The 24,770-nt window shown below is 59.7% G+C and carries 20 protein-coding genes; 12 read left to right on the forward strand and 8 right to left on the reverse strand.

The genetic code is table 11. The annotated features are described in order from the left end of the window. Nucleotides 1–19 precede the first annotated feature (19 nt). Nucleotides 20–1,120: a glycine-betaine demethylase subunit GbcB gene (gene gbcB / locus KW841_RS02815; protein WP_007975515.1), complete on the forward strand. Its 1,101-nt coding sequence runs from the start codon at nt 20–22 to the stop codon at nt 1,118–1,120. A gap of 125 nt (nt 1,121–1,245) precedes the next feature. On the opposite strand, the gene KW841_RS02820 is transcribed toward gbcB, so the two are convergent. Both KW841_RS02820 and KW841_RS02825 read right to left on the reverse strand, forming a co-directional pair. Continuing rightward, nucleotides 1,246–2,070 (reverse strand): NAD(P)-dependent oxidoreductase, encoded by an 825-nt coding sequence (locus tag KW841_RS02820; protein ID WP_218473387.1) that lies wholly within the window; start codon nt 2,068–2,070, stop codon nt 1,246–1,248. Between the two features lie 625 nt (nt 2,071–2,695). Beyond that, a complete protein-coding gene (locus KW841_RS02825) occupies nt 2,696–3,736 on the reverse strand; it encodes a low specificity L-threonine aldolase (RefSeq protein ID WP_218473389.1) in 1,041 nt (346 codons plus the stop codon). Between the two features lie 132 nt (nt 3,737–3,868). On the opposite strand from KW841_RS02825, the gene KW841_RS02830 reads away from it, so the two are divergent. The 8 genes from KW841_RS02830 (at nt 3,869) to fdhA (ending at nt 13,967) form a co-directional block, all read left to right on the forward strand. Further along, the gene (locus tag KW841_RS02830) at nt 3,869–4,621 is read left to right on the forward strand and encodes a TraX family protein (RefSeq protein ID WP_218473390.1); all 753 of its coding nucleotides are present in this window, start codon (nt 3,869–3,871) and stop codon (nt 4,619–4,621) included. Nucleotides 4,622–4,904: 283 nt separating this feature from the next. Next, entirely contained in the window at nt 4,905–6,158 is a 1,254-nt protein-coding gene (gene glyA, locus KW841_RS02835; RefSeq protein ID WP_007980421.1) for a serine hydroxymethyltransferase, read from the forward strand. A gap of 23 nt (nt 6,159–6,181) precedes the next feature. Continuing rightward, a complete protein-coding gene (locus KW841_RS02840) occupies nt 6,182–7,432 on the forward strand; it encodes a sarcosine oxidase subunit beta (protein ID WP_007980419.1) in 1,251 nt (416 codons plus the stop codon). Nucleotides 7,433–7,447: 15 nt separating this feature from the next. Further along, entirely contained in the window at nt 7,448–7,777 is a 330-nt protein-coding gene (locus KW841_RS02845) for a sarcosine oxidase subunit delta (RefSeq protein ID WP_007980417.1), read from the forward strand. Further along, nucleotides 7,774–10,791, forward strand: a complete 3,018-nt coding sequence (locus KW841_RS02850) for a sarcosine oxidase subunit alpha (RefSeq protein ID WP_218473392.1) — start codon at nt 7,774–7,776, stop codon at nt 10,789–10,791. Before KW841_RS02845 ends, KW841_RS02850 begins: the two co-directional genes overlap by 4 nt. Nucleotides 10,792–10,921: 130 nt before the next feature. Further along, on the forward strand, nt 10,922–11,554 hold the full coding sequence (locus tag KW841_RS02855) for a sarcosine oxidase subunit gamma (RefSeq protein WP_102674521.1): 633 nt from the start codon (nt 10,922–10,924) through the stop codon (nt 11,552–11,554). Between the two features lie 156 nt (nt 11,555–11,710). Further along, nucleotides 11,711–12,568 (forward strand): formyltetrahydrofolate deformylase, encoded by an 858-nt coding sequence (purU, locus tag KW841_RS02860; RefSeq protein ID WP_116582294.1) that lies wholly within the window; start codon nt 11,711–11,713, stop codon nt 12,566–12,568. A gap of 199 nt (nt 12,569–12,767) precedes the next feature. After that, nucleotides 12,768–13,967, forward strand: coding sequence for a formaldehyde dehydrogenase, glutathione-independent (fdhA, locus tag KW841_RS02865; RefSeq protein ID WP_218473394.1), 1,200 nt, complete (start codon nt 12,768–12,770; stop codon nt 13,965–13,967). A 43-nt stretch (nt 13,968–14,010) separates the two neighbouring features. Here the strand turns inward: fdhA and KW841_RS02870 are convergent, their stop codons facing one another. Further along, nucleotides 14,011–14,499 carry a hypothetical protein gene (locus tag KW841_RS02870; protein WP_218473396.1) on the reverse strand — a complete coding sequence of 163 codons (489 nt, stop codon included), beginning with the start codon at nt 14,497–14,499 and terminating at the stop codon, nt 14,011–14,013. A 403-nt stretch (nt 14,500–14,902) separates the two neighbouring features. Here KW841_RS02870 and KW841_RS02875 point away from each other — a divergent pair, with 403 nt between their 5' ends. Next, complete coding sequence (locus KW841_RS02875) at nt 14,903–15,463, forward strand: DUF2780 domain-containing protein (RefSeq protein WP_218473397.1); 561 nt, start codon at nt 14,903–14,905, stop codon at nt 15,461–15,463. Between the two features lies 1 nt (nt 15,464). Here KW841_RS02875 and KW841_RS02880 read toward each other — a convergent pair whose 3' ends face one another. Beyond that, nucleotides 15,465–16,352 (reverse strand): acyltransferase, encoded by an 888-nt coding sequence (locus tag KW841_RS02880; RefSeq protein ID WP_218473398.1) that lies wholly within the window; start codon nt 16,350–16,352, stop codon nt 15,465–15,467. Between the two features lie 164 nt (nt 16,353–16,516). Here KW841_RS02880 and KW841_RS02885 point away from each other — a divergent pair, with 164 nt between their 5' ends. Continuing rightward, the gene (locus KW841_RS02885) at nt 16,517–17,023 is read left to right on the forward strand and encodes an ATP-dependent zinc protease (RefSeq protein WP_218473399.1); all 507 of its coding nucleotides are present in this window, start codon (nt 16,517–16,519) and stop codon (nt 17,021–17,023) included. Nucleotides 17,024–17,141: 118 nt separating this feature from the next. Continuing rightward, entirely contained in the window at nt 17,142–19,934 is a 2,793-nt protein-coding gene (locus KW841_RS02890; protein WP_218473400.1) for an RHS repeat-associated core domain-containing protein, read from the forward strand. Nucleotides 19,935–20,034: 100 nt separating this feature from the next. On the opposite strand, the gene KW841_RS02895 is transcribed toward KW841_RS02890, so the two are convergent. The 4 genes from KW841_RS02895 to KW841_RS02910 form a co-directional block, all read right to left on the reverse strand. Continuing rightward, the gene (locus KW841_RS02895) at nt 20,035–20,664 is read right to left on the reverse strand and encodes a glutathione S-transferase (protein WP_218473402.1); all 630 of its coding nucleotides are present in this window, start codon (nt 20,662–20,664) and stop codon (nt 20,035–20,037) included. A gap of 179 nt (nt 20,665–20,843) precedes the next feature. Further along, nucleotides 20,844–21,023, reverse strand: coding sequence for a hypothetical protein (locus KW841_RS02900; RefSeq protein ID WP_218473404.1), 180 nt, complete (start codon nt 21,021–21,023; stop codon nt 20,844–20,846). Continuing rightward, the gene (locus tag KW841_RS02905) at nt 21,020–22,150 is read right to left on the reverse strand and encodes a PepSY domain-containing protein (protein WP_218473406.1); all 1,131 of its coding nucleotides are present in this window, start codon (nt 22,148–22,150) and stop codon (nt 21,020–21,022) included. Before KW841_RS02905 ends, KW841_RS02900 begins: the two co-directional genes overlap by 4 nt. 72 nt (nt 22,151–22,222) lie before the next feature. Next, nucleotides 22,223–24,658, reverse strand: coding sequence for a TonB-dependent siderophore receptor (locus KW841_RS02910; protein WP_218473408.1), 2,436 nt, complete (start codon nt 24,656–24,658; stop codon nt 22,223–22,225). Between the last annotated feature and the right edge of the window lie 112 nt (nt 24,659–24,770).

The following is a 24,770-nucleotide window of genomic DNA, read 5'->3' on the forward strand; positions in this document are numbered from 1 at the left end:
GTCGGCCGTGGAGATCAGCATGTCCAACAGCTTCCTGAATCCGGTAACCACCCAGACCTGGGCCAATGGTCGACACATTGTCCGTTGCGTCAAAGTCATCCAGGAAACCTGGGATGTGCGCACCTTTTGCTTCATGGCCGACCAGCCGATCCTGTTCTTCTTCAAACCGGGGCAATTCGTCACCCTGGAGCTGGAAATCGAAGGCCAGCCGATCATGCGTTCGTACACCATTTCCAGTTCGCCGTCGGTACCCTACAGCTTTTCGGTGACCATCAAGCGTGTGCCGGGCGGCAAGGTCTCGAACTGGCTGCACGACACCCTGCACGAAGGCCAGGAGCTGGCGGTGCACGGCCCGGTCGGGCTGTTCAATGCCATGGACTTCACCGCGCCGAAGGTGCTCTACCTCAGCGGCGGCGTTGGTATCACGCCGGTCATGTCCATGGCGCGCTGGTTCTACGACACCAATGGCAATGTCGACATGGTGTTTATCCACAGCGCCCGTTCGCCTAAAGACATCATTTACCACCGCGAGCTGGAGCACATGGCGTCGCGGATCGAAAACTTCAACCTGCACCTGATCTGCGAGAAGCACGGCATGGGTGAGCCCTGGGCCGGTTATCGCGGTTACCTGAACCACAGAATGCTTGAATTGATGGCGCCTGACTTCCTTGAGCGCGAAGTATTCTGCTGCGGCCCGACACCCTATATGAACGCGGTCAAGCGCTTGCTGGAAGGCGCAGGTTTCGACATGTCGCGTTACCACGAAGAATCCTTCGGTGCGACTCCGCCAGAGGCGCGCGCCGATGCGGTAGAACATGCAGAGCAAGCGGCCGAGGCACCGGAAGTCGATGCGGCGGACCTGCATCAGGTGGAGTTCACCGCCTCCGGCAAGAGCATCCGCGTGGCCCCGGGCGAGACCGTGCATGCGGCGGCGGCCAAGGTTGGCCTGATGATTCCGAAAGCGTGCGGCATGGGCATCTGCGGCACCTGCAAGGTGTTGAAGCTGGGTGGCGAAGTGGAGATGGAACACAACGGCGGGATCACCGAGGAAGACGAAGCCGAAGGGTTCATCCTGTCGTGCTGCAGCGTGCCGAAGGGCGACGTGCGGATCGAATTCTGACAGCCGCGAATCCCCTGTAGGAGCGAGCCTGCTCGCGATGGACGTCAACGGTGACGCTGGCAACCTGGCGCCCCGCGGCGTTCTCAGGTTCATCGCGAGCAGGCTCGCTCCTACAGGGGAGGGTTTTAGTCAATAAACAGATCTGTCATCAGCTTGTCGCTGCTGTCGGGCGCGAACCGGTAGTGTTCGAACTCGGTAATGCCGCTCTCCCGCAGAATTTCCTCATCAATCAACAACCGCCCGGTCAGGCTGCGGTTTGTGCAGCTCAAAATCACATGCGCCGCATCCGCCATGATCGCAGGCGTTCGCGCATGCTTGAACGATTCCTTCGACCCCAACTGAAACTCGATGGCCGCGGTGGCAATCATCGTCTGTGGCCACAGCGAGTTGACGCTGATGCCGTAATTCCTGAATTCCTCACTCATGCCCAGGGTCAGCATGCTCATGCCGTACTTGGTGACGGTATAGGGGCTATATTGGGCGAACCACTTGGTGGCCAGGTTCAGCGGCGGAGACAGGTTGAGGATGTGGCCACCGGACTTCTTCAGGTACGGCAACGCAGCCTGGCTGCACAGCAATACGGCACGGGTGTTGATCTGGTGCATCAGGTCGAAGCGCTTGAGTTCGATGTGCTGAACCCCAGTCAGCTTGATCGCCCCGGCGTTGTTGATCAGTGCGTCGATACCGCCGAAATGTTCATTGGCCCGGGCCAGCGCCTCTCGTACGGCATCCTCTTCACGTACATCCACCTGCAAAGCCAGCGCCTTGCCGCCTGCGGCTTGCACTTCCTCGGCCACGCTGAAAATCGTCCCCGGCAGCTTGGCATGGGGTTCGGCGCTTTTGGCTGCGATCACAATGTTGGCCCCATCGCGTGCGGCCCGCAGCGCGATCTCGCGGCCGATGCCGCGACTGGCGCCGGTGATGAACAGGGTTTTGCCTTGCAAAGACATGTTGACGCTCCTGATTGTTGTTATGTGAGCTGATCGGCTCGACAGACAATGTAGACGAAGTCTTGCAGGCGTCGGTTTGAGGGATGGTTTCTGGAGGTTTCAATCCACAGCGACTGTGGCAAGTGGAGGCCTTTGTGACGAGGTGCAAAGCACCCCGTCACAAAGGATAAGGGTGTAAATCAAGTCGTTATCAATCGCTGATGTGGGCTGTCGGAGCCATCAGTTTTTCTTCAGCTCCACAGCGTTATTTCGAACCCTCGAGTTTCATCCCCCGCGAATTCTTTGTGCCTGATCAGGAACTCGTTAAACCCAATTTTAACGGTGTCGCCGGTCTTGGCAAATTTGTGAAGTTCCTCCCAACTGACTAAAACGGGAGCGGAAGGGCTTTTGGAGTCGCTTTTCAGGAGTTGGACCAAGGTTTGATCTTTCATTTGGATTGCGCTCTCTGGAACTCGGTTTTCCTATCGAATGTTCGACAGGCCATAGTTCCTGAAATACTGCGAAGAATCATTTTCAGGTCGGCAAAACCTACACTGGCGATATTCAGATCTGGAACTGTAAGAAATACCAGAGCCGACAAGCGGCAGGCGAAACTCTGTAGCGCCCGCCGCTGGCTGTAGCGATTTCAGGTGCTCATCACTTCACGAATGTCTTTCGCCAATTCACGCACGCGCGCTTCTTCGGTATCCCACGAGCACATGAAGCGTGCGCCGCCGTTGCCGATGAAGGTGTAGAAACGCCAGCCCCTGGCGGTCAGGGCGGCGATGGCCGGCTCCGAGAGTTGCAGGAACACGCCGTTGGCCTGCACCGGGAACATCAGCTCCACGCCAGGAATGTCGCTGACCAGTTCGGCCAGCAATTGCGCGCAGCGGTTGGCGTGGTTGGCGTATTTGAGCCAGGCGTCGTTTTCCAGGATGCCGACCCAGGGTGCCGACAGGAAGCGCATCTTTGAAGCAAGCTGCCCGGCCTGTTTGCAGCGGTAATCGAAGTCTTCGGCGAGTTTGTGGTTGAAGAACAGAATCGCCTCGCCCACTGCCATGCCGTTCTTGGTGCCGCCGAAGCACAGCACGTCGACGCCGGCCTTCCAGGTCAGGTCGGCCGGGGAACAGCCGAGGAATGCGCAAGCGTTGGAGAAGCGTGCGCCGTCCATGTGCAGGTTCAGGCCCAGCTCCTTGCAGGTGGCGCTGATGGCGCGGATTTCGTCCGGGGTGTAGACGCTGCCGACTTCGGTAGCCTGGGTCAGGGTCACCACGCGAGGTTTCGGGTAGTGGATATCCTGGCGCTTGAGCGCGACCTCGCGGATCGATTCCGGGGTCAGCTTGCCGTTTTCAGTGCGGGCGATCAGCAGCTTGGAGCCGTTGGAGAAAAATTCCGGGGCGCCGCATTCGTCGGTTTCGACGTGAGCGGTTTCCGAGCAGATCACGCTGTGGTAACTCTGGCACAGGGAGGACAGCGCGAGCGAGTTGGCGGCGGTGCCGTTGAAGGCGAAAAACACCTCACAGTCGGTTTCAAACAGTTTGCGGAAATCGTCGGACGCGCGGGCGGTCCATTCGTCGTCACCGTAGGCGCGCTGGTGGCCGTGGTTGGCCTGTTCCATGGCCGCCCAGGCTTCAGGGCAGATGCCGGAATAGTTGTCGCTGGCGAATTGTTGGCTCTTGTCGGTCATGGCCTGCTTCCGTGGTCGAGATGCCTATGGTGAAGCGTCCCGTGGTCAATGAGGGTGCGCACTTTACCCAAGATCGTCAGGTGGAGCGCACAGGATGTCGCTGTGGGGAAAATACAGTGTCGAAGGGCAATTATGCACGTGACAACGCAGGAGATCATGCACAAGGCCATGCACTTAAAGCCGCGCGATGGGGCACTGGATCTGCTCAAGTGGCTGGCGCTGCTGAGCATGGTGCTCGATCACCTGCGATATGTCGGTTTTTCCGCCGATTGGTTGTATGTGCCGGGGCGCCTGGCGTTTCCGTGGTTCTGCCTGGCGATGGCGGCCAATCTGGCGCGCGAGCGGACTACGACGACCGGTGGCCAATGGCGTTATCTGGGTTGGTTGCTGCTGTTTAGCGCGGTGAGTGAAATTCCTTACCGGATGTTCATTCCCCATCCCGACACCTTGAACGTGCTGCCCACCCTTGCCCTGGGCTTGCTGGTCGTTCGTGGCTGGCAGCAACCGGCGCTTGCATCGCGACTGCTGGCAGGTGGCGCATTGGTGCTGGCGGGTATTTTCTCAGAGCGATTGATGTTCGGTTTCTTTGGCGTGTTGTTGCCGTGGGTGATGCTGCTGGTGTTTCGACGACCTTGGTATTTCGGGCTGTTGGCCGGGGTGGTCTGTGTGGCGGCCAATCAATGGCAGGTGCTGTATCACGCGGCACGGCTGGGCAACCACGCGGCCATTCCGGCCATCGCCGCTTGTCTGATTGCGCCATGGCTCGGACTGTTCTTGTTGCGACACGTCCATGACGTAAAACCACCCCCGATGCGCCGCTGGGCGTATGCGCTCTATCCCCTGCATTTCCTGGTGTTGCTCGCAGTGCGACAGGCTATCGCCTGACCTGTGGGAGCGAGCTTGCTCGCGATGGCGGCGGGTCAGTCGACATCAATGTTGAATGTGATGCCGCTATCGCGAGCAAGCTCGCTCCCACAGGGGATCTGCGCTGGATCGACGGTCGTGTTTGGCCTGCCATTTCTTCCCATGTCGTAAACGCACCTTTGCGTGGCGCCCGTAGGCATTTGACGACTCCAAGCCAGTCATACCATCGCTACCAAAGGGCACTGCCGAAAAGCCAGTGCCTCACCGAGACGAATGGCGCACCGCCGCCGCTGGGAGAGACGCGATGTTCAGCAAGCAAGACCAGATCCAGGGTTACGACGATGCACTGCTGGCGGCGATGAATGCCGAGGAGCAACGTCAGGAAGATCACATCGAGCTGATCGCGTCGGAGAACTACACCAGCAAGCGCGTGATGCAGGCCCAGGGCAGCGGCCTGACCAACAAATACGCCGAAGGTTACCCGGGCAAGCGCTACTACGGTGGCTGCGAGCACGTCGACAAGGTCGAGGCGCTGGCCATCGAGCGCGCCAAGCAACTGTTCGGCGCCGATTACGCCAACGTCCAGCCGCACTCCGGTTCCTCGGCCAACAGCGCCGTGTACCTGGCCCTGCTGCAAGCCGGCGACACCATCCTCGGCATGAGCCTGGCCCACGGCGGTCACCTGACCCACGGCGCCAAAGTGTCGTCCTCGGGCAAGCTGTACAACGCCGTGCAGTACGGCATCGACACCAAGACCGGTCTGATCGACTACGACGAAGTCGAGCGCCTGGCCGTCGAGTGCAAGCCGAAGATGATCGTTGCCGGTTTCTCGGCCTACTCCAAGACCCTCGACTTCCCGCGCTTCCGCCAGATCGCCGACAAGGTCGGTGCGCTGCTGTTCGTCGACATGGCCCACGTTGCCGGTCTGGTCGCTGCCGGTCTGTACCCGAACCCGCTGCCTTATGCCGACGTGGTCACCACCACCACCCACAAGACCCTGCGCGGTCCGCGTGGTGGCCTGATCCTGTGCAAGGCCAACGAAGAAATCGAGAAGAAGCTCAACGCGGCAGTTTTCCCGGGTGCCCAGGGCGGCCCGCTGATGCACGTGATCGCCGGTAAGGCGGTGTGCTTCAAGGAAGCGCTGGAGCCTGGCTTCAAGGCTTACCAGCAACAAGTGATCGACAACGCCCAGGCCATGGCCGGCGTGTTTATCAAACGCGGCTACGATGTAGTGTCCGGCGGTACCGACAACCACCTGTTCCTGGTCAGCCTGATCCGTCAGGGCCTGACCGGCAAGGACGCGGATGCCGCCCTCGGTCGCGCCCATATCACTGTGAACAAGAATGCTGTGCCGAACGATCCACAGTCGCCGTTCGTGACCTCCGGCCTGCGCATCGGCACCCCGGCGGTGACCACGCGCGGCTTCAAGGTGGCCCAGTGCGTCACGCTGGCTGGCTGGATCTGCGACATCCTCGACAACCTCGGCGATGCCGATGTCGAAGCCAATGTCGCCGAGCAAGTGGCAGCCCTGTGCGCGGACTTCCCGGTTTATCGCTGAGTGCGGTTTTGGAGTAAATGACTATGCAACGCTACTCGGGCTTCGGCCTCTTCAAACACTCTCTCAGCCACCATGAAAACTGGCAGCGCATGTGGCGCACGCCGACCCCGAAAAAGGTCTACGACGTGGTCATCGTCGGCGGTGGCGGGCATGGCCTGGCCACGGCTTACTACCTGGCCAAGGAGCACGGCATCACCAACGTGGCCGTGGTCGAGAAAGGCTGGCTGGGCGGCGGTAACACCGCGCGCAACACCACCATCGTGCGCTCCAACTACCTGTGGGACGAATCGGCCCACCTGTACGAACACGCGATGAAGCTGTGGGAAGGCCTGTCCCAGGACCTGAACTACAACGTGATGTTCTCCCAGCGCGGTGTCTACAACCTGTGCCACACCCTGCAGGACATCCGTGATTCCGAGCGTCGGGTCAGCGCCAACCGCCTCAACGGCGTGGACGGCGAACTGCTGGATGCCAAACAGGTTGCCGACGAGATCCCGTACCTCGACTGCTCGAAAAACACTCGCTACCCGGTGATGGGCGCAACCGTCCAGCGTCGCGGCGGCGTGGCCCGTCACGATGCCGTGGCCTGGGGCTTTGCCCGGGCCGCCGACGCCCTTGGCGTAGACCTGATCCAGCAGACCGAAGTGATCGGTTTCCGCAAGGAAAACGGCGTGTGCATCGGCGTGGAAACCAACAAGGGCTTCATCGGCGCCAAGCGCGTCGGCGTGGTGACTGCCGGTAACTCCGGGCACATGGCCAAGCTCGCCGGTTTCCGCCTGCCAATCGAATCCCACCCGCTGCAAGCGCTGGTGTCCGAGCCGATCAAGCCGATTATCGACAGCGTGATCATGTCCAACGCCGTGCACGGCTACATCAGCCAGTCCGACAAGGGCGACCTGGTGATCGGCGCCGGTATCGACGGCTACAACGGCTACGGCCAGCGTGGTTCGTACCCGGTGATCGAACACACCATCCAGGCCATCGTCGAGATGTTCCCGGTGTTGTCCCGCGTGCGCATGAACCGTCAGTGGGGCGGCATCGTCGACACCACGCCGGATGCCTGCCCGATCATTTCGAAAACCCCGGTACCGAACATGTTCTTCAACTGCGGTTGGGGCACCGGTGGCTTCAAGGCCACACCTGGCTCGGGCAACGTGTTTGCCGCAAGCCTGGCCAAGGGCGAAATGCACCCGTTGGCTGCACCGTTCTCCATCGACCGTTTCCACAACGGTGCGCTAATTGACGAACACGGCGCTGCTGCCGTCGCCCACTAACAGGAGAAATTTCCTATGTTGCATATCTTCTGTCCTCACTGCGGCGAACTGCGCTCCGAAGAGGAATTCCATGCATCCGGCCAGGCGCACATCCCGCGCCCACTGGATCCGAACAGCTGCACCGACGAGGAGTGGGGCGACTACATGTTCTTCCGCGACAACCCGCGCGGTCTGCACCACGAGCTATGGGATCACGTCGCCGGTTGCCGTCAGTACTTCAACGTCACCCGCGACACCGTGACCTACGAGATTCTCGAGACCTACAAGATCGGCACCAAGCCACAATTCACCGACAAGACCGATAGCCCGAAAGCGGCCAGCACGGCTCTGGGAGAGAAGGTATGAGCCAGATCAATCGCCTGTCCAACGGCGGACGGATCGACCGCAACAAAGTCTTGAGCTTCACCTTCAACGGCCAGAACTACAAAGGCTTCGAAGGCGACTCCCTGGCCGCTGCACTGCTGGCCAACGGCGTCGACATCATCGGTCGCAGCTTCAAGTATTCCCGTCCGCGCGGCATCTTCGCCGCCGGTGCCGAAGAGCCGAACGCAGTGCTGCAGATCGGCGCCACCGAAGCCACGCAGATCCCGAACGTGCGCGCCACGCAACAGGCGCTGTATCAAGGCCTGGTCGCCACCAGCACCAACGGCTGGCCGAGCGTGAACAACGACATGATGGGGATTCTCGGCAAGGTCGGCGGAAAGCTGATGCCGCCGGGTTTCTACTACAAAACCTTCATGTACCCGCAATCGTTCTGGATGACTTACGAGAAGTACATTCGTAAGGCTGCCGGTCTTGGCCGCTCGCCGACCGAGAACGATCCGGACACCTACGACTACATGAACCAGCACTGCGACGTGCTGATCGTGGGCGCTGGCCCTGCTGGCCTGGCGGCTGCACTGGCGGCTGCGCGCAGCGGTGCCCGTGTGATTCTGGCTGACGAACAGGAAGAGTTCGGCGGCAGCCTGCTCGACTCCCGCGAAAGCCTCGACGGCAAGCCTGCGACCGAGTGGGTTGCCAGTGTCATCGACGAACTGAAGAACACCCCGGACGTGCTGCTGTTGCCGCGCGCCACCGTCAATGGCTATCACGACCACAACTTCCTGACCATTCACGAGCGCCTGACCGATCACCTCGGCGACCGCGCACCGATTGGCCAGGTGCGTCAGCGCATCCACCGGGTCCGTGCCAAGCGTGTGGTGCTGGCGACCGGCGCTCACGAGCGCCCACTGGTCTACGGCAACAACGACGTGCCGGGCAACATGCTCGCCGGCGCCATCTCGACCTACGTGCGTCGTTACGGCGTGGCACCGGGCAAGAAGCTGGTGCTGTCGACCAACAACGACCACGCCTACCGCGTTGCCCTGGATTGGCTCGATGCCAGCCTGCAAGTGGTGGCCATCGCCGACGCCCGCAGTAACCCGCGTGGTGCGCTGGTGGAAGAGGCGCGTGCCAAAGGCATCCGCATTCTCACCGGCAGCGCCGTGATCGAGGCCCGTGGCAGCAAGCGCGTGACCGCTGCCCGTGTGGCCGCCATCGACGTCAAGGCCCACGCCGTGACCAGTCCTGGCGAATGGCTTGATTGCGATGTGGTGGCCAGTTCCGGTGGTTACAGCCCGGTGGTTCACCTGGCTTCGCACCTGGGTGGCAAGCCGATCTGGCGCGAAGACATCCTCGGTTTCGTACCGGGTGAAGCACCGCAGAAACGCGTATGCGTCGGTGGCATCAACGGTGTCTACGGTCTTGGCGATTCTCTGGCTGACGGTTTTGAAGGTGGCGCCCGCGCCGCTGCCGAAGCCGGGTTCCAGACGATTGAAGGTGTGTTGCCAAAAGCCCTGAGCCGTCTCGAAGAGCCGACCCTGGCGCTGTTCCAGGTACCCCATGAAAAGAACACCGCACGGGCGCCGAAGCAATTCGTCGATCTGCAAAACGACGTCACCGCTGCCGCCATCGAACTGGCGACCCGCGAGGGCTTCGAGTCGGTCGAGCACGTCAAGCGCTACACCGCACTGGGCTTCGGTACCGATCAGGGCAAGCTCGGCAACGTCAACGGCCTGGCCATCGCCGCCCGTTCGCTGAACGTGACCATCCCGCAGATGGGCACCACCATGTTCCGTCCGAACTACACGCCGGTGACTTTCGGCGCCGTGGCCGGTCGTCACTGTGGGCACATCTTCGAGCCGGTACGCTACACCGCGCTGCATCAATGGCACCTGAAAAACGGCGCCGAGTTCGAAGACGTTGGCCAGTGGAAACGTCCGTGGTACTTCCCGAAATCCGGTGAAGACCTGCATGCCGCGGTCAAGCGCGAATGCAAAGCCGTGCGCGACAGCGTCGGCCTGCTGGATGCTTCGACCCTGGGCAAGATCGATATCCAGGGCCCGGATGCGCGCGAGTTCCTCAACCGCGTCTACACCAACGCCTGGACCAAGCTCGACGTGGGCAAGGCGCGTTACGGCCTGATGTGCAAAGAAGACGGCATGGTGTTCGACGACGGCGTGACGGCCTGCCTGGCCGACAACCATTTCGTCATGACCACCACCACCGGCGGCGCGGCACGCGTGCTGCAGTGGCTGGAGTTGTACCACCAGACCGAATGGCCGGACATGAAGGTGTACTTCACCTCCGTCACCGACCACTGGGCAACCATGACCCTGTCCGGGCCGAACAGCCGCAAGCTGCTCAGCGAAGTCACCGACATCGACTTGAGCAGCGAAGCCTTCCCGTTCATGACCTGGAAAGAAGGTTTGGTCGGCGGAGTGCCGGCGCGAGTGTTCCGGATTTCGTTTACCGGTGAACTGTCGTACGAAGTCAACGTGCAAGCCGACTACGCAATGGGCGTGCTGGAAAAAATCGTCGACGCCGGCAAGAAGTACAACCTGACGCCGTACGGCACTGAAACCATGCACGTACTGCGGGCCGAGAAGGGCTTCATCATCGTCGGTCAGGACACTGACAGCTCGATGACCCCGGACGACCTGAACATGGGCTGGTGTGTCGGTCGCACCAAACCGTTCTCGTGGATCGGCTGGCGTGGCATGAACCGTGAAGACTGCGTGCGTGATCAGCGCAAACAGCTGGTTGGCCTGAAGCCTATCGATCCGAACAAATGGCTGCCGGAAGGTGCGCAACTGGTGTTCAACACCAAGCAAGCCATCCCGATGACCATGGTGGGTCACGTGACTTCCAGTTACCTGCACAACTCCCTGGGCTATTCGTTTGCCATGGGCGTGGTCAAGGGCGGGTTGCAGCGGATGGGCGAGCGAGTGTTCGCACCGCTGGCCGACGGCAGCGTGATCGAGGCGGAAATCGTTTCTTCGGTGTTCTTCGATCCGAAAGGCGAACGCCAGAACGTGTGACACCACAGTACCTGTGGGAGCGTGGCTTGCCCGCGATGGCGTCAGACCAGATAACACAACTGTGACTGACGAATCGCTATCGCGGGCAAGCCCGCTCCCACAGGGATTACGAATTCAGGAAAGGTGCTTTATGACCGCAGCCAATGTTTACCAACAACGCCCAACCTCCGGGGCCAAGGCCGAGTCGTCGTTGCATCATGCCGACCTCGCCAGCCTGGTGGGCAAGGGTCGCAAGAACGCCGGCGTGACCGTGCGTGAGAAAAAACTCCTCGGCCACCTGACCATTCGTGGCGACGGCCACGATGCCGCGTTCGCCGCCGGTGTGCACAAGGCCCTGGGCATCGAGTTGCCGGGCGCACTGAGCGTCATCGTCAAAGGCGAAACCAGCCTGCAGTGGATGGGGCCGGATGAGTGGCTGCTGATCGTGCCGACCGGTGAAGAGTTCGCCGCCGAGCAGAAACTGCGCGAAGCACTGGGCGATCTGCACATTGCAATCGTCAACGTCAGCGGCGGTCAGCAACTCCTCGAACTGAGCGGCCCGAACGTGCGCCAGGTGCTGATGAAGTCCACCAGCTACGACGTGCACCCGAACAACTTCCCGGTGGGCAAAGCCGTCGGCACGGTGTTCGCCAAGTCGCAGCTGATGATCCGTCACACCGCCGAAGACACCTGGGAACTGCTGATTCGTCGCAGTTTCTCCGATTACTGGTGGCTGTGGTTGCAGGATGCTTCTGCCGAATACGGGCTGAGCGTGCAAGCCTGATCACCACCTTCCTCTGTGGGAGCGAGCCTGCTCGCGATGGACTTGAGAGCGACGCGTTAAATCAGGAAGTACGCGTCATCGTTGACGTCCATCGCGAGCAGGCTCGCTCCCACAGATGGGTGCTTTGTTTACAGATCTCACAGGAGTCACCGCACCATGAGCCGCGCCCCAGACACATGGATTCTGACCGCCGACTGCCCCAGCGTCCTCGGCACCGTGGACGCGGTGACCCGCTTTCTGTTCGAGCAGGGCTGCTACGTCACCGAGCACCACTCTTTCGATGACCGGCTATCGGGCCGTTTCTTCATTCGTGTGGAATTCCGTCAACCCGACGGTTTCGACGAGCAATCATTCCGCGCGGGGCTCGCTTCACGCGGTGAAGCCTTCGGCATGACCTTTGAACTGACTGAACCGAACTATCGGCCGAAAGTGGTGATTATGGTCTCCAAGGCCGATCACTGCCTCAACGATTTGCTTTATCGCCAGCGCATCGGCCAATTGTCGATGGACGTGGCCGCAGTGGTCTCCAACCACCCGGATCTCAAGCCGCTGGCTGACTGGCACCAGATTCCGTACTACCACTTCCCGCTGGACCCGAACGACAAGCCGTCGCAAGAGCGTCAGGTGTGGCAGGTGATCGAAGAGTCCGGTGCCGAGCTGGTGATCCTTGCGCGCTACATGCAAGTGCTGTCGCCAGAGTTGTGCCGCAAGCTCGATGGCAAGGCAATCAACATCCACCACTCCCTGCTGCCGGGTTTCAAGGGCGCCAAGCCCTATCACCAGGCATACAACAAGGGGGTGAAACTGGTGGGCGCCACGGCGCATTACATCAACAACGATCTTGATGAAGGCCCGATCATTGCCCAGGGCGTCGAGGCAGTGGACCACAGCCATTACCCGGAAGATCTGATCGCCAAGGGGCGGGATATCGAAGGGCTGACGCTGGCGCGGGCGGTGGGTTATCACATCGAAAGAAGAGTGTTTTTGAACGCCAATCGCACGGTCGTTCTTTAGATAACTATCGCTGGCAAGCCAGCTCCCACAGGGTTTTGTGTTGTTCACAGATCTTGTGTCCCCCGTTCCACTGTGGGAGCGGGCTTGCCCGCGATGAGGCCCTCACAAGCAACACAAGAAACAGCATCTATACCCGAGCATTTAACGCGCTGCCTGCCTGGGCGACGCGGTTCCATAAAAACAACAGCGAGGTGAAAGCATGTCTGGCAATCGTGGTGTGGTGTATCTCGGCGCTGGCAAGGTCGAAGTACAGAAGATTGACTATCCGAAAATGCAGGACCCGCGCGGTCGCAAGATCGAGCACGGGGTCATTCTCAAAGTGGTTTCCACCAACATCTGTGGTTCCGACCAGCACATGGTGCGCGGGCGTACCACGGCGCAAACCGGCCTTGTGTTGGGCCACGAAATCACCGGCGAAGTGATCGAGAAGGGCAGCGACGTCGAGAACCTGAAAATCGGCGACCTGGTGTCCGTACCCTTCAACGTGGCTTGCGGGCGCTGCCGTTCCTGCAAGGAAATGCACACCGGCGTGTGCCTGAGCGTCAACCCGGCCCGCCCGGGCGGTGCTTACGGTTATGTCGACATGGGTGACTGGACCGGTGGCCAGGCGGAATACGCCATGGTGCCGTACGCCGACTTCAACCTGCTGAAATTGCCGGATCGCGACCGGGCCATGGAAAAAATCCGTGACCTGACCTGCCTCTCCGACATCCTGCCGACCGGCTATCACGGCGCCGTGACTGCCGGCGTTGGCCCGGGCAGCACTGTGTACATCGCTGGTGCCGGTCCGGTCGGTCTGGCGGCGGCTGCTTCGGCTCGCCTGTTGGGTGCGGCGGTGGTGATCATCGGTGACGTCAACACCGTTCGCTTGGCGCATGCCAAGGCCCAAGGCTTCGAGATCGCCGACCTGTCCCTGGACACGCCGCTGCACGAACAGATCGCCGCACTGCTGGGCGAACCGGAAGTGGATTGCGCCATCGACGCCGTCGGCTTCGAAGCCCGTGGCCATGGCCATGACGGTGTGAAACACGAAGCCCCGGCTACCGTGCTCAACTCGCTGATGGGCGTGGTGCGTGTGGCCGGCAAGATCGGCATTCCGGGCCTCTACGTGACCGAAGACCCGGGCGCTGTCGACGCTGCCGCGAAATTGGGCAGCCTGAGCATCCGTTTCGGCTTGGGTTGGGCCAAGTCCCACAGCTTCCACACCGGCCAGACCCCGGTAATGAAGTACAACCGCGCGCTCATGCAAGCGATCATGTGGGACCGTATCAACATCGCCGAAGTGGTGGGCGTTCAGGTGATCAGCCTGGATCAGGCTCCGCAGGGTTATGGCGAGTTTGATGCGGGCGTGCCGAAGAAGTTTGTGATCGATCCGCACAAGATGTTCAGCGCGGCGTAAGCGTCGGGTAAAAAAAGGGCGACTGAGGTCGCCCTTTTTTTGTTCAGTGGCCTGCTGGTGGCATGGCCAGGACTCGGTAGTTAAATGCACATTCTTTTTCGAGCTTTGAATTGCAGAGCTCAACGGAGTTTGCCTTATTGAAGGTTCCGGTTTTTTCTGCAGTTGGCTGGGCCTCCCATTTTGTACCTTTGACGGGTGCCCACTCTCTGAAGGAGTACAGCGTCATTCTGGCACCCGCGTACAAGTCGTCTCCAACGTAATCACACGAAACCACATCCATATTCCCTTCGGAACTGACGGTCCGGTAGAACGCTCCGTCGAACACGAAGGTTTTCAGATCTCCCTCATCGGTATAGGGGTTTTCGCCTACCCAGACGCGGCCATTCGGCCCGGGGGCGGAATAGCTGTAGCCTGGCTCCTCTTTCTTTTGTTCGATACTGGCGGTCGCCGGACACATAGCAGTTGCCGCCATGGCGTTAGCTGTGAATACCGACAGTAATACGGCGCTTGCCGTGAGTGTCTTGCGCATCATGGTGTACTCCTTTACATAGATTGGAGTCGTCATGTTGGAGGAGGGTAAATGCGACGTGTACTCTCAGTATTGATAGGTTTATCTGTCGTTTCGATATGACGGCCAGCGTGAAGGTCAGGGAAAGGAAAGGCACAAGGCGCGCTGTGTTCGCGTCGAAGCGAAGCCAATGGACCTTGATAAAGGACTGGGCCCGTCGGCTTGCCATCCGCCGGTATCGCCCACAGTTCCAGGCTGCGATCCTTTGATCTTGATCTTCACGCCAGGATCAAAAGATCGCAGCCTTCGGCAGCTCCTACAGAGTCTGCGACAAGCTCGCAGGGCCGGGAACAATCCTTGAGAGAGTCAGTCCAATGCACAGTTTTTCGCCGCCCATTGCCGGGCGGTGTTCATCGAGGATGTCTGAATGAAGATTTCACGCGGTTTTGCACTGGCATCACTCCTGACCCTGGCTGCCAGTCCGGCCTTTGCACAGTTCAACCTGAGCGATGCAGCCAATGTCATTGCCGGCATGAAGGGCGATGACGCGACCGCGACCGCCGCACCGACGCCGCAGACTGCCGATTTGCTGAGCACCCTCAGTGAATTGGACATCACCCCAGAGCAAGCCATCGGCGGCGCCGGGGCGATGCTGGGCCTGGCGAAGAACCAGTTGAGTTCGACCGACTACTCGCAATTGGCCAAAAGCGTGCCTGGCATCGACATGCTCTCGGGCGGCGGTGAGTTGGGCGCGCTGGCGGGTCTGCTCGGCTCCAGCGGCAAAGCGGCAGGCCTGGATAACGCCCTGGGCAACGTCAAGGACACCAACGACCTGAACAACGCCTTCAGTGCCCTGGGCATGGACACCGGCATGATCGGCCTGTTTACCCCGGTGCTCTTGCAGTACCTTGGTCAGCAGGGCGTCGGCGGTACGTTGCTGAGCAGCCTGGGCAACATCTGGGGCGCCGGCACCGGCACCGGTAGCTGATTCAGTAGCGCTCGGCGCGCAAGGCGTCGATGCGCAGGTCCTTCTCGATCCAGAGCTGGTTGACCCAGTTCTGGATCTTCTCGCGAAATACCGGATCGTTTTCGTAATCGCCCTGCCACAGCGCCGGGTCGAGTTCGCGGGTCGTGATGTCGATGATGACCCTTGGCACATTGCCGCTGATCAGGTCCCAGAACCCCGGAATCTTCTGCTGCGGATAAACCACCGTCACATCGAGAACGGCGTCCAGCTGCTCGCCCATTGCCGCCAGCACGAATGCCACGCCGCCAGCCTTGGGCTTGAGCAGGTGAGTGAACGGCGACTGCTGTTGAGCGCTTTTCGCTGCGGTGAAACGCGTACCTTCCAGATAGTTGACCACTGTCACCGGCTGGCGCTTGAACAGCTCGCAGGCCTTTTTGGTGATCTCCAGGTCCTTGCCCGCCAGCTCCGGGTGTTTGGCCAGGAACGCCTTGCTGTAGCGCTTCATGAACGGGTAGTCCAGCGCCCACCACGCCAGGCCCAGGAAGGGCACCCAGATCAGTTCTTTCTTGAGGAAGAATTTGAAGAACGGCGTGCGCCGGTTCAGCGTCTGGATCAGCGCCGGGATGTCGACCCAGGATTGATGGTTGCTGATCACCAGATACGAGGTATCGCGGCGCAGATCTTCACCGCCACGAATGTCCCATTGGGTGGGGATGCAGACGCGGAAAATCAGCTTGTCGAATTCCGACCAGGTTTCGGCGATCCACATCACGGCCCAGGAAGCGAAATCGCGCAAGCGGCCGGGCAGGATCAGCTTGAGCAGGGCAAACACCAGCAATGGTCCGATCAGGACCAAGGTGTTGAGCAGAAGAAGCAGGGTCACGAAACAGCCGGTGAGCAGGCGGCGCATAAGTCACTCGTGGAAGCGGTTGGGCGCGCCATGATAAGCAGCTTCGGGCGACAGGCCAAATCGGGGGTGACGAATGTTTCACCTCCGGGTCGGTAACCTTGGGGGAACGATCAAGCGAACAACGGTCTAAAATCCGGCAGTTCACTCTTATGGAAGCCCATTACGTGAAATCCCTCCTTGCAGTGCTTTCCCTCATCGCTTTGCCGGTCATGGCCGCCGAGCCGACCCTGTACGGGCGTTACGAATACATCGCCCTGCCGGAAATCGGCGGGCAGGTCCTCAAGGCGAAAATGGACACCGGCGCCCTGACCGCGTCGCTGTCGGCCAAGGACATCGAAACCTTCAAGCGTGACGGCGAAGACTGGGTGCGTTTCCGCCTGGCCACCAAGGATGCGGGCAACCAGGTTTACGAACACAAGGTCGCGCGCATCAGCAAGATCAAGACCCGCTCCGAAGAGGACGAGGAGGACAGCGAAGTCGTCGCGCCGACCAAGCGTCCGGTGGTCGATCTGGAGCTGTGCCTGGGGCACGTCAAGCGCACGGTCGAGGTCAACCTGACAGACCGCAGCAGCTTCAACTATCCGTTGCTGATCGGCGCCAAGGCGTTGCGCGAGTTCGGTGCGGCGGTGAACCCGGCACGGCGGTTTACCGCGGACAAGCCCGATTGCTGATTGATGGGGTGTGAGGCTTGGGGCATGCGGCAAGTGAGTGACGAAGTACGGGAGGGGCTCCATGTGAAGCTCAGTGTGTTCGTCTAACCTCATGTGATTGCGCCTTGAGGGTTTGCACATGGAAACCACCCACGCTGTGCACCGCCATACACCGAAGTTGGCGGTAGTTGACGCTCGTGGATTGCCGGTGGCGTCTGTTGCTTATTGCCGAGCATCCAGTAATGAATCCTTTCCAGAGACGCGGACCAGTCGCGAGACTTTCGATGCCGCGGGTAGATCAGTGGCTAACTGGGATGCGCGCTTGGGTTCCGGTCTGACGCCTGTCGCTTCGACCATTCGCACTCACGGCTTGACCGGGCAGCCCTTACTCACGACAAGCGTGGATGCTGGTTGGCGGCTGGTATTACAGGACGAGGCACGGCAGGTAAAGCAAAGCTGGGACGGGGAGGGCAATACGGCGCGCTTTGAATATGACTCGATGAGTCGTCCGCTGGGTGTCGAAGAGAACAATCGGTGTGTTGAGCGTTTTTACTACGGGACGGCGACCGCTGAGACAAGTGCTCGGAATCAATGCGGTCGGTTGATTCGTCATGTGGACACCGCCGGTGCACGTGTGGTGGCTGACTACAACCTGAGTGGTGCGCCGATCACAGAGATGCGGCGTTTTCTGACAGAGGTGGATCACCCAGGTTGGCCTGCCACCGAGAGCCAACAAAGTGCCTTGCTTGAACAGGGTGAAGACAAAGCTTACACCAGCCGCTGGCAATACGATGCAACGGGCAGCGTACTTGAACAGGTGGATGCAGCAGGCCATACCCGGCGTTATGCCTACAGCGTTCAAGGGCAATTGCAAAGTGTCTGGCTGAAAGTGTCCGGTAAGCCTGAGCACTTATTAGTCGGCGGTATGGCCTATAACGCTTCCGGTCAAGTTGAGCGCGAGCTCTCGGGCAATGGTGTCATCAGCACCAGCGTCTACGATTCCGGTGATGGCCGACTGCGGCATCTGCTTGCATGTAAAGGCGAGCGGAACTTGCAAGACTTGCGTTACGACTATGACCCGGTGGGCAACATCCTTTGCTTGACCGATGCTTCCCAGCCCGTCAGTTGGTTCGCCAATCAACGTATCGTACCGATCAGTCGTTATTGGTACGACTCGCTCTATCAGTTGGTCAGGGCTACGGGGCGTGAAGTCGCTTCAGCAGTCAACGGCCCAGCGCTGCCCGACCTCATCTCACCTGCGGATCCTGCTCGACTACAGAACTACACCCAGAGTTGGTGTTATGACGCAGGCGGAAACCTGATCGAACAGCATCACAGCAACAAACCAACGCATTTGATGGGCATTGCTCAGAACAGCAATCGCGGGCTGACTCGGGTCGAAGGGCAGGAGCCGGACTTCGATGCGGGTTTCGATAGCAACGGCAATCTGAGGTTTTTGGCGCCGGGGCAACCGATGCGCTGGACGGCCCGCAATCAACTGGGTGAAGTCGTTCTGGTTTCGCGCGATGACGGTCGAAACGATAGTGAGCGTTATCTGTATGACGGCGCCGGTATGCGGGTGCGCAAAGTTCGCTGTGCTTTAACTTCGAATATGACGCGGAAGTCGGAAGTTCGTTATTTGCCAGGCTTGGAGATTCGTATTGAAGGGGCGGATAGCCCCGGTGAAATCCTGCATGTGATCAATGTCCAGTCGGGACGCAGCAGTGTCCGGCTTCTGCATTGGGAGCAAGGGCAACCGGATGGGATCGATGAGGATCAGGTGCGTTACAGCCTGGATGATCATTTGGGCAGTAGCACACTGGAGCTCGATCGCCTCGGCAATCTAATTAGTTATGAAAGTTATTACGCCTACGGTGGTACAGCGTGGTGGATGGGGCGTTCGCAAGTTGAGGCTAAATACAAATGCGTTCGTTATTCTGGGAAAGAAAGAGATGTGACAGGGTTGTATTATTACGGCTTCAGGTATTACGCACCTTGGTTGCAACGGTGGGTTAATCCCGATCCGGCCGGGCTAGTTGATGGGCTGAATTTGTATTGTATGGTGGGGGGTAGCCCGGTTGGTCGACGAGATATAGTGGGGTTGTACAGTGGTGAGGGAGATGAACACGAACTAAGTCTCGAAAAAAGTTATTTTATTATTGCTCGTGGTCGTGATCAGTTCAAGAAACACCATATAAATGCGTTTGATAATGCATTACATCTTGCCGTTGAAATAGTTACTGAAGCAATTATTGCATTGGATACTGATGATGGGGAGGATAAAGCCCATCGGAGAATGCGTAAAATCTATAAGTGGATGGATGTGCCAGCAGAGAACCTGGTGAATGATTTTAAAAAGTCACAGGAGTTATTAGGTAGCTATTTTGAGGGTGATGAGCTAGGTGAGCAGATCGTTTTTATAGCGCCGATCAACCCTAAGCATGAAATTGCCTTTGTTCGTAGGGGGGACAAGGAAAAACGAATTTTTATAACGCCTGATTTTTTTCGAACGCAAATGAATGCCGCTTCTATGGCTAGAGTTCTTATACATGAGGTATCTCATTTGGCCGTAAATTCTGTGGATTTTTATTATCATATCGATCCGTTTGGTGGGACATCATATTTTTCTGATAGTTACAGTGTTGAAAAGCAAAATAAAAAAATAAAAGAGCTGGTTGTTGCTGCAAGTAGAAGTTTGGATGAGGTATCGGTTGATATAAGGGGTGGTAAGATTAGCGATGATAGGTTGGAGTTTGTATTTGGAATTGCAGATCGGAAGGTTATTGGGTCGGGGATTGTAAGTGGCGGAGCGTTTAGAGAGAAAATGATTTTGGCAAATACGGATACTGCCGCTGTGGCGGCGATTTCAATTGGTCGGAGTGCGTTGCACAATTATTTGTCTTCAAGATCGGCATCTAATTCGTTTAATTAATTGTTGCCGTGCAGCCACTTCACAACCCCTTATTTGTGTCGGAGCTATGAGTGGCTTTAAGGTTCAGGCACAAAAAGTTGGGTGCATTGGTACAGACGTTTTAAACCTTCGGCATCGTCGCAATCATCGAAGGCCGCTGGCTCACCTCGAAGTACCACGCCGCCAGTTGCGGATTCGCCGTGCGCCAATCCAGATCCGGGTGGCGCAGGTCCAGGTAACCCAGTGCACAGGCCACGCTGATCGCGGCCACGTCGAAGTGGCAGGCCAGCTCGGCAATCGCGTCTTTTTCCAGCAGGGCCAGGGCGCGGCGGATCTTGTCGCGCTGGCCGTCGAGCCATTCGTCCCAGTGTTTTTCCGGGGCACGCAGGGCGACTTCGTAGCGCACCAGCACGGCCGCGTCCATGATCCCGTCGGCAAGTGAGGCGAGGGTCAGGCGCCGCCAGCGGGCCGAGCCTTCGCGTGGGATCAGCGGGTTCCCGACGTGTTGCTGATCGAGGTAGTCGAGAATGACCCGGCTGTCATGGATGACATTGCCGTCGGCCAGGCGCAGGGCCGGGATTTTGCTCAGAGGGTTGTCGTCGATCAGGGCCGGATCCGGGGTAACCGGGGTGAGGACGCTGGTCTGCAGCGCCACGCGGTCCTGTTGACCGGTTTCGTGCAGCAGCACCATGACTTTGCGAACGAAGGGAGAGAGCGGGTTGTGGTAGAGGGTCATGCTCGGGGCGGACATGGCAGCGTCTCGATCGGTGGCAGAGTCGGGCAGCATAGCGTGTTGGGGCGATTGCTCAAGATGGCAAATACCCTTGTAGGAGCGAGCTTGCTCGCGATGGACGTTAACGATAACGCGGGGAACCTGACGCCCAGCGGCTTTCTCAAGTCCATCGCGAGCAAGCTCGCTCCTACAGGGGGTCAGCGGCGTTGCAGGAGGCCGCGCAGGGCCAGCACAGCCGGGATGCCCAGCCCCAGCCAGCTCAGTGAATCCCACACACCATCCCCGAGCAACGCGGCAAACAGCCCTGCCGCGCTGAGCACCGCGATGACGGTGGGAATGGCAAAGACTTTCCAGAAGTTCGACTGCCGGGGCTTCATGCCACGCTCTCCGCTTTTTCCAGCACAGGCCTGACAGCCTTGCGCCGCACCACCCACAGGTAGACTCCGCTGCCGAGCACAATGATGGTCAGCACATCCAGGGTCGCCCAGAGGATTTGCATCGGCATGCCGCCGTAGTCACCGAAGTGCAGTGGTTGCGACATGCCCATGGCATCCATGTACCAGGGCCGCTCGGCCACGGCGGTGACTTGCAGGGTGCTGGCGTCGATCAGTACCGGTGTCAGCAGGTGCGAGGTCAGGTGCGTGCTGCCTTTCATGAACACCGCGTAATGGTGCTCGCTGGAAAATCGCGTGCCGGGGAAGGCGATGAAGTCCGGCTGCATGCCCGGCGCGTCGTCCTTGGCGATGTCGAGCAACCGGGTGGCCGGCGCCAGTTGCGTCAGCGGTGGCGCATCGCGGTACGGCGCGACCATCGCGCTCAGGCTGTCGTTGCGCCAGGCGGCAATGATCAGGTCGGCGCAGGCACTGATCACGCCGGTCACGCCGACCACCAGGGCCCAGGTCAAGGTCACGACGCCGATCAGGTTGTGCAGGTCGAGCCAGCGCAGGCGGGTGGATTTGTCCTGGCGCACGGTGGCGAACTTCAGGCGGCGCATGAATGGCAGGTACAAGACGGTGCCGGAGACGATCGCCACCACGAACAGAATCCCCATGAACGCCAACAGCAGTTTGCCCGGCAAGCCGGCAAACATGTCCACGTGCAGGCGCAGCATGACCATCATGAAACCACCGTTGGCCGACGGCATCTCCAGGGCCTCGCCGGTACGGGCGTCGAGCATGAAGGTATGGGACGAATTGGGTTCGGTACCGGCGGTGGGGGCCATGATCGCAATCGCGGCATTGGGCTCGTCGTCCTCGAAGCCGAAATACTGCATGACTTCGCCAGGACGATGCTTTTCAGCCGCCGCTACCAGCTGCTGCAAATCAAGCCGCGGGGTGTCTGCCGGCATCTGCTTCAGCTCGGCCGCATCACCGAGGAGATGGTCGATCTCGTGATGGAAGATCAACGGCAGGCCGGTCAGTGCCAGCAGCAACAGGAACACCGTACAAATCAGGCTGGTCCAGGTATGAACAGCGGACCAGCGGCGAATTGTTTTACTTTTCATTTCATAGCCTTCAGAAAAACCAAAGCCGTCCTCTGGGGACGGCTTGGTCATAGGGCGTGTCAGCTCAAACTGTTACCACTTGTACGTTGCACTGGCGACGACACTGCGCTGGTCGCCGTAGTAGCAGTAGAAGCTGTCACAAGTCGAGATGTAGTCCTTGTCGAACAGGTTGGTGGCGTTAACGGCCAGCGAAGCGCCCTTGAGGCTGTTGTCCAGGCGGCCGAGGTCGTAGTGTACCGCGGCGTCGAACACCGTGTAGGCGTCGGCCTTGCCCAGCCAGGTGTTGGCCTCGTCACCGTAAGTGTTGCCGGTGTAGCGCGCGCCGGCGCCGATGCCGAAGCCGTCGAGCACGCCGTTGTGCCAGGTGTAGTCGCCCCATACTGATGCTTGCTGGTTAGGCATCAGTTGCAGGCGATTGCCCTTGAATGCGCCATCTTGCACTTCGGACTTGGCCAAGGTGTAGGCAGCGGTGACCTTGAGGTTTTCGGTCACGTCGGAAACGGCTTCCAGCTCCAGGCCTTTGACTCTCACTTCGCCGGTCTGACTGGTGACCGTCACGTTGCCCACATTGTTGGTGACGGCAACGTTTTTCTGGGTCAGGTCATACACAGCGGCCGTCAGTAGTGTGTTGCTGCCCGGTGGCTGGTACTTGATACCCAGTTCCCACTGCTTGCCCTCGGTCGGCTTGAACGAATCGGTCGGCGAGGCGACGGCATTGCTGGCCGGCTGGAACGATTCGGCGTAGGACAAGTAAGGCACGAAGCCCGAGTCGAACACATAGCTGATCGCCGCGTTGCCGCTGAAGTTCTTGTCGCGCTGAGTGTTGGTGGCATCGCCCTTGTTGAAGAATTTGGTGCCGGTATGGACCCAGTCTTCACGACCGCCGAGGGTCAGGCGCCATTGATCGAGGGCCATTTGATCCTGGACGTACAGACCGGTCTGGTAGGTCTTCTGGTCATAGTCATAAAACGCCGAGGAGCGTGGTGGACGGGTGATCGGCAAGCCATAGACCGGATCGTTGACGTTGATGGCCGGTGCGGTGCCAAAGATCGAGGTGTAGTTGGTGTTGCTGCGCTGGTGGTCCAGGCCGATCAACAGCGTGTGATTGATGTCGCCGGTGGCGAAGTCGGCCTGGAGGTTGTTGTCCACGGCGAACTGGCTGATGTCTTCGTCGACATTGGTCGTGCCGCGCCCGGTGTTGCCTTCATCGTCCACGACAAATCCGATGGAGGGAAAGTAGCTGTTGACGGTCACCGTCTGGAACGACAGGTCCGACTTGGTGTAGCGCAGGTTCTGGCGGAACTGCCAGACATCGTTCAAGCGATGCTCGAAGGCATAACCCAGTGCGTAATAGGTGCGGTCGTAGAAATCGTAGTCCGGATCACCGAGGTTCTTGTGGTGCGAGATCTTGCCGAACGGCATGTCGATCTTGGTGCCCTGAATCGGATAGAACTGGCTGGTAACGCCGGTATCGTCACGGGTGAACTGCGTCAGCAGGGTGAAGCGGGTGTCTTCGTCGATGTTCCAGGTCAGGCTTGGCGCAATGTTGTAGCGCTTGTCATCGATATGGTCGATCTGGGTGCCGCCGTCACGCACCACGCCGCTCACGCCATAGAGAAACCGGCCTTCGTCGTCGATCTTGCCGGTGCTGGCGAAGTTGATCTGGCGATGGTTGTCGCTGCCGTACTGCAGCTGGATTTCGCTGCTGGCTTCGGTGCTCGGGCGACGGCTGACCATGTCCAGCAGGCCGCCTGGCGGGGTCTGGCCGTACACGGACGAGGCCGGGCCGCGCAGCAAGGCCAGGCGGTCGAGGTTCCAGGTTTCCTGTTTCGGGTTGGCGTAGACGCCTTTTGGCAGGGGCAGGCCGTCGAGGAATTGAGTCGGCTCGAAACCACGCACGCGCAGCCAGTCAGCGCGGGTGTCGCTGCCGTAGCTGCTGGCGGTGATGCCCGGCAGGTAGCGCACGGCGGCGTCAAGGGTATGCGCGTTGCGGTCGTCCATCTGCTGGCGAGTGACGACCGAAATCGAGCGCGGTACCTCGACCAGCGCGGTATCGGTCTTGGTGCCGGCGGCGGTGCGCTTGGCCACGTAACCTTGCACCGGGCCCCAGGCGCTTTCAGCGTCTTCCACGCCAATCACGCTGGTTGCCGGCAGATCCATCACGCCCTCGGGCACGGCCACCAGGCTGTAGGTGCCGGCACTGCTTTGCTCCAGTTGCAGCCCGCTGCCACGCAGGGCCTCGCGCAGGGCGCTGGCGGCGTCGAACTGGCCGTTGACGGGCGCCGAGGTTTTGCCTGCCGCCAGGGAGGGGTTCAACGACAAGGCCAGGCCCGCCTGGCTGGCGATCTGGTTCAGGGTGCTGGCCAGTGGTGCGGCTGGCAGGTTGTAGGCGCGAACGCTCGACGCCTGTTCAGCGGCGACCAGTTGGCTGCTGGCCAAAGGGGTGCAAAGAGCAACGGCGACCGCCAGCAAACTGGGGCGCAACAGGGTGTTCAGCGAACGGGACATACAGCGGCTCCTGAATGGAAACATTTCTCAATTGCCTGTGTGCCGAACGAGAATCAGAAAGTGATAGGGCTGGATGAAAATAATTTCTATTCAGTTATTCAATAAGCACTGA

It is taken from the genome of Pseudomonas sp. PDM28, from assembly GCF_019219115.1.
Taxonomy (GTDB): domain Bacteria; phylum Pseudomonadota; class Gammaproteobacteria; order Pseudomonadales; family Pseudomonadaceae; genus Aquipseudomonas; species Aquipseudomonas laurylsulfatiphila.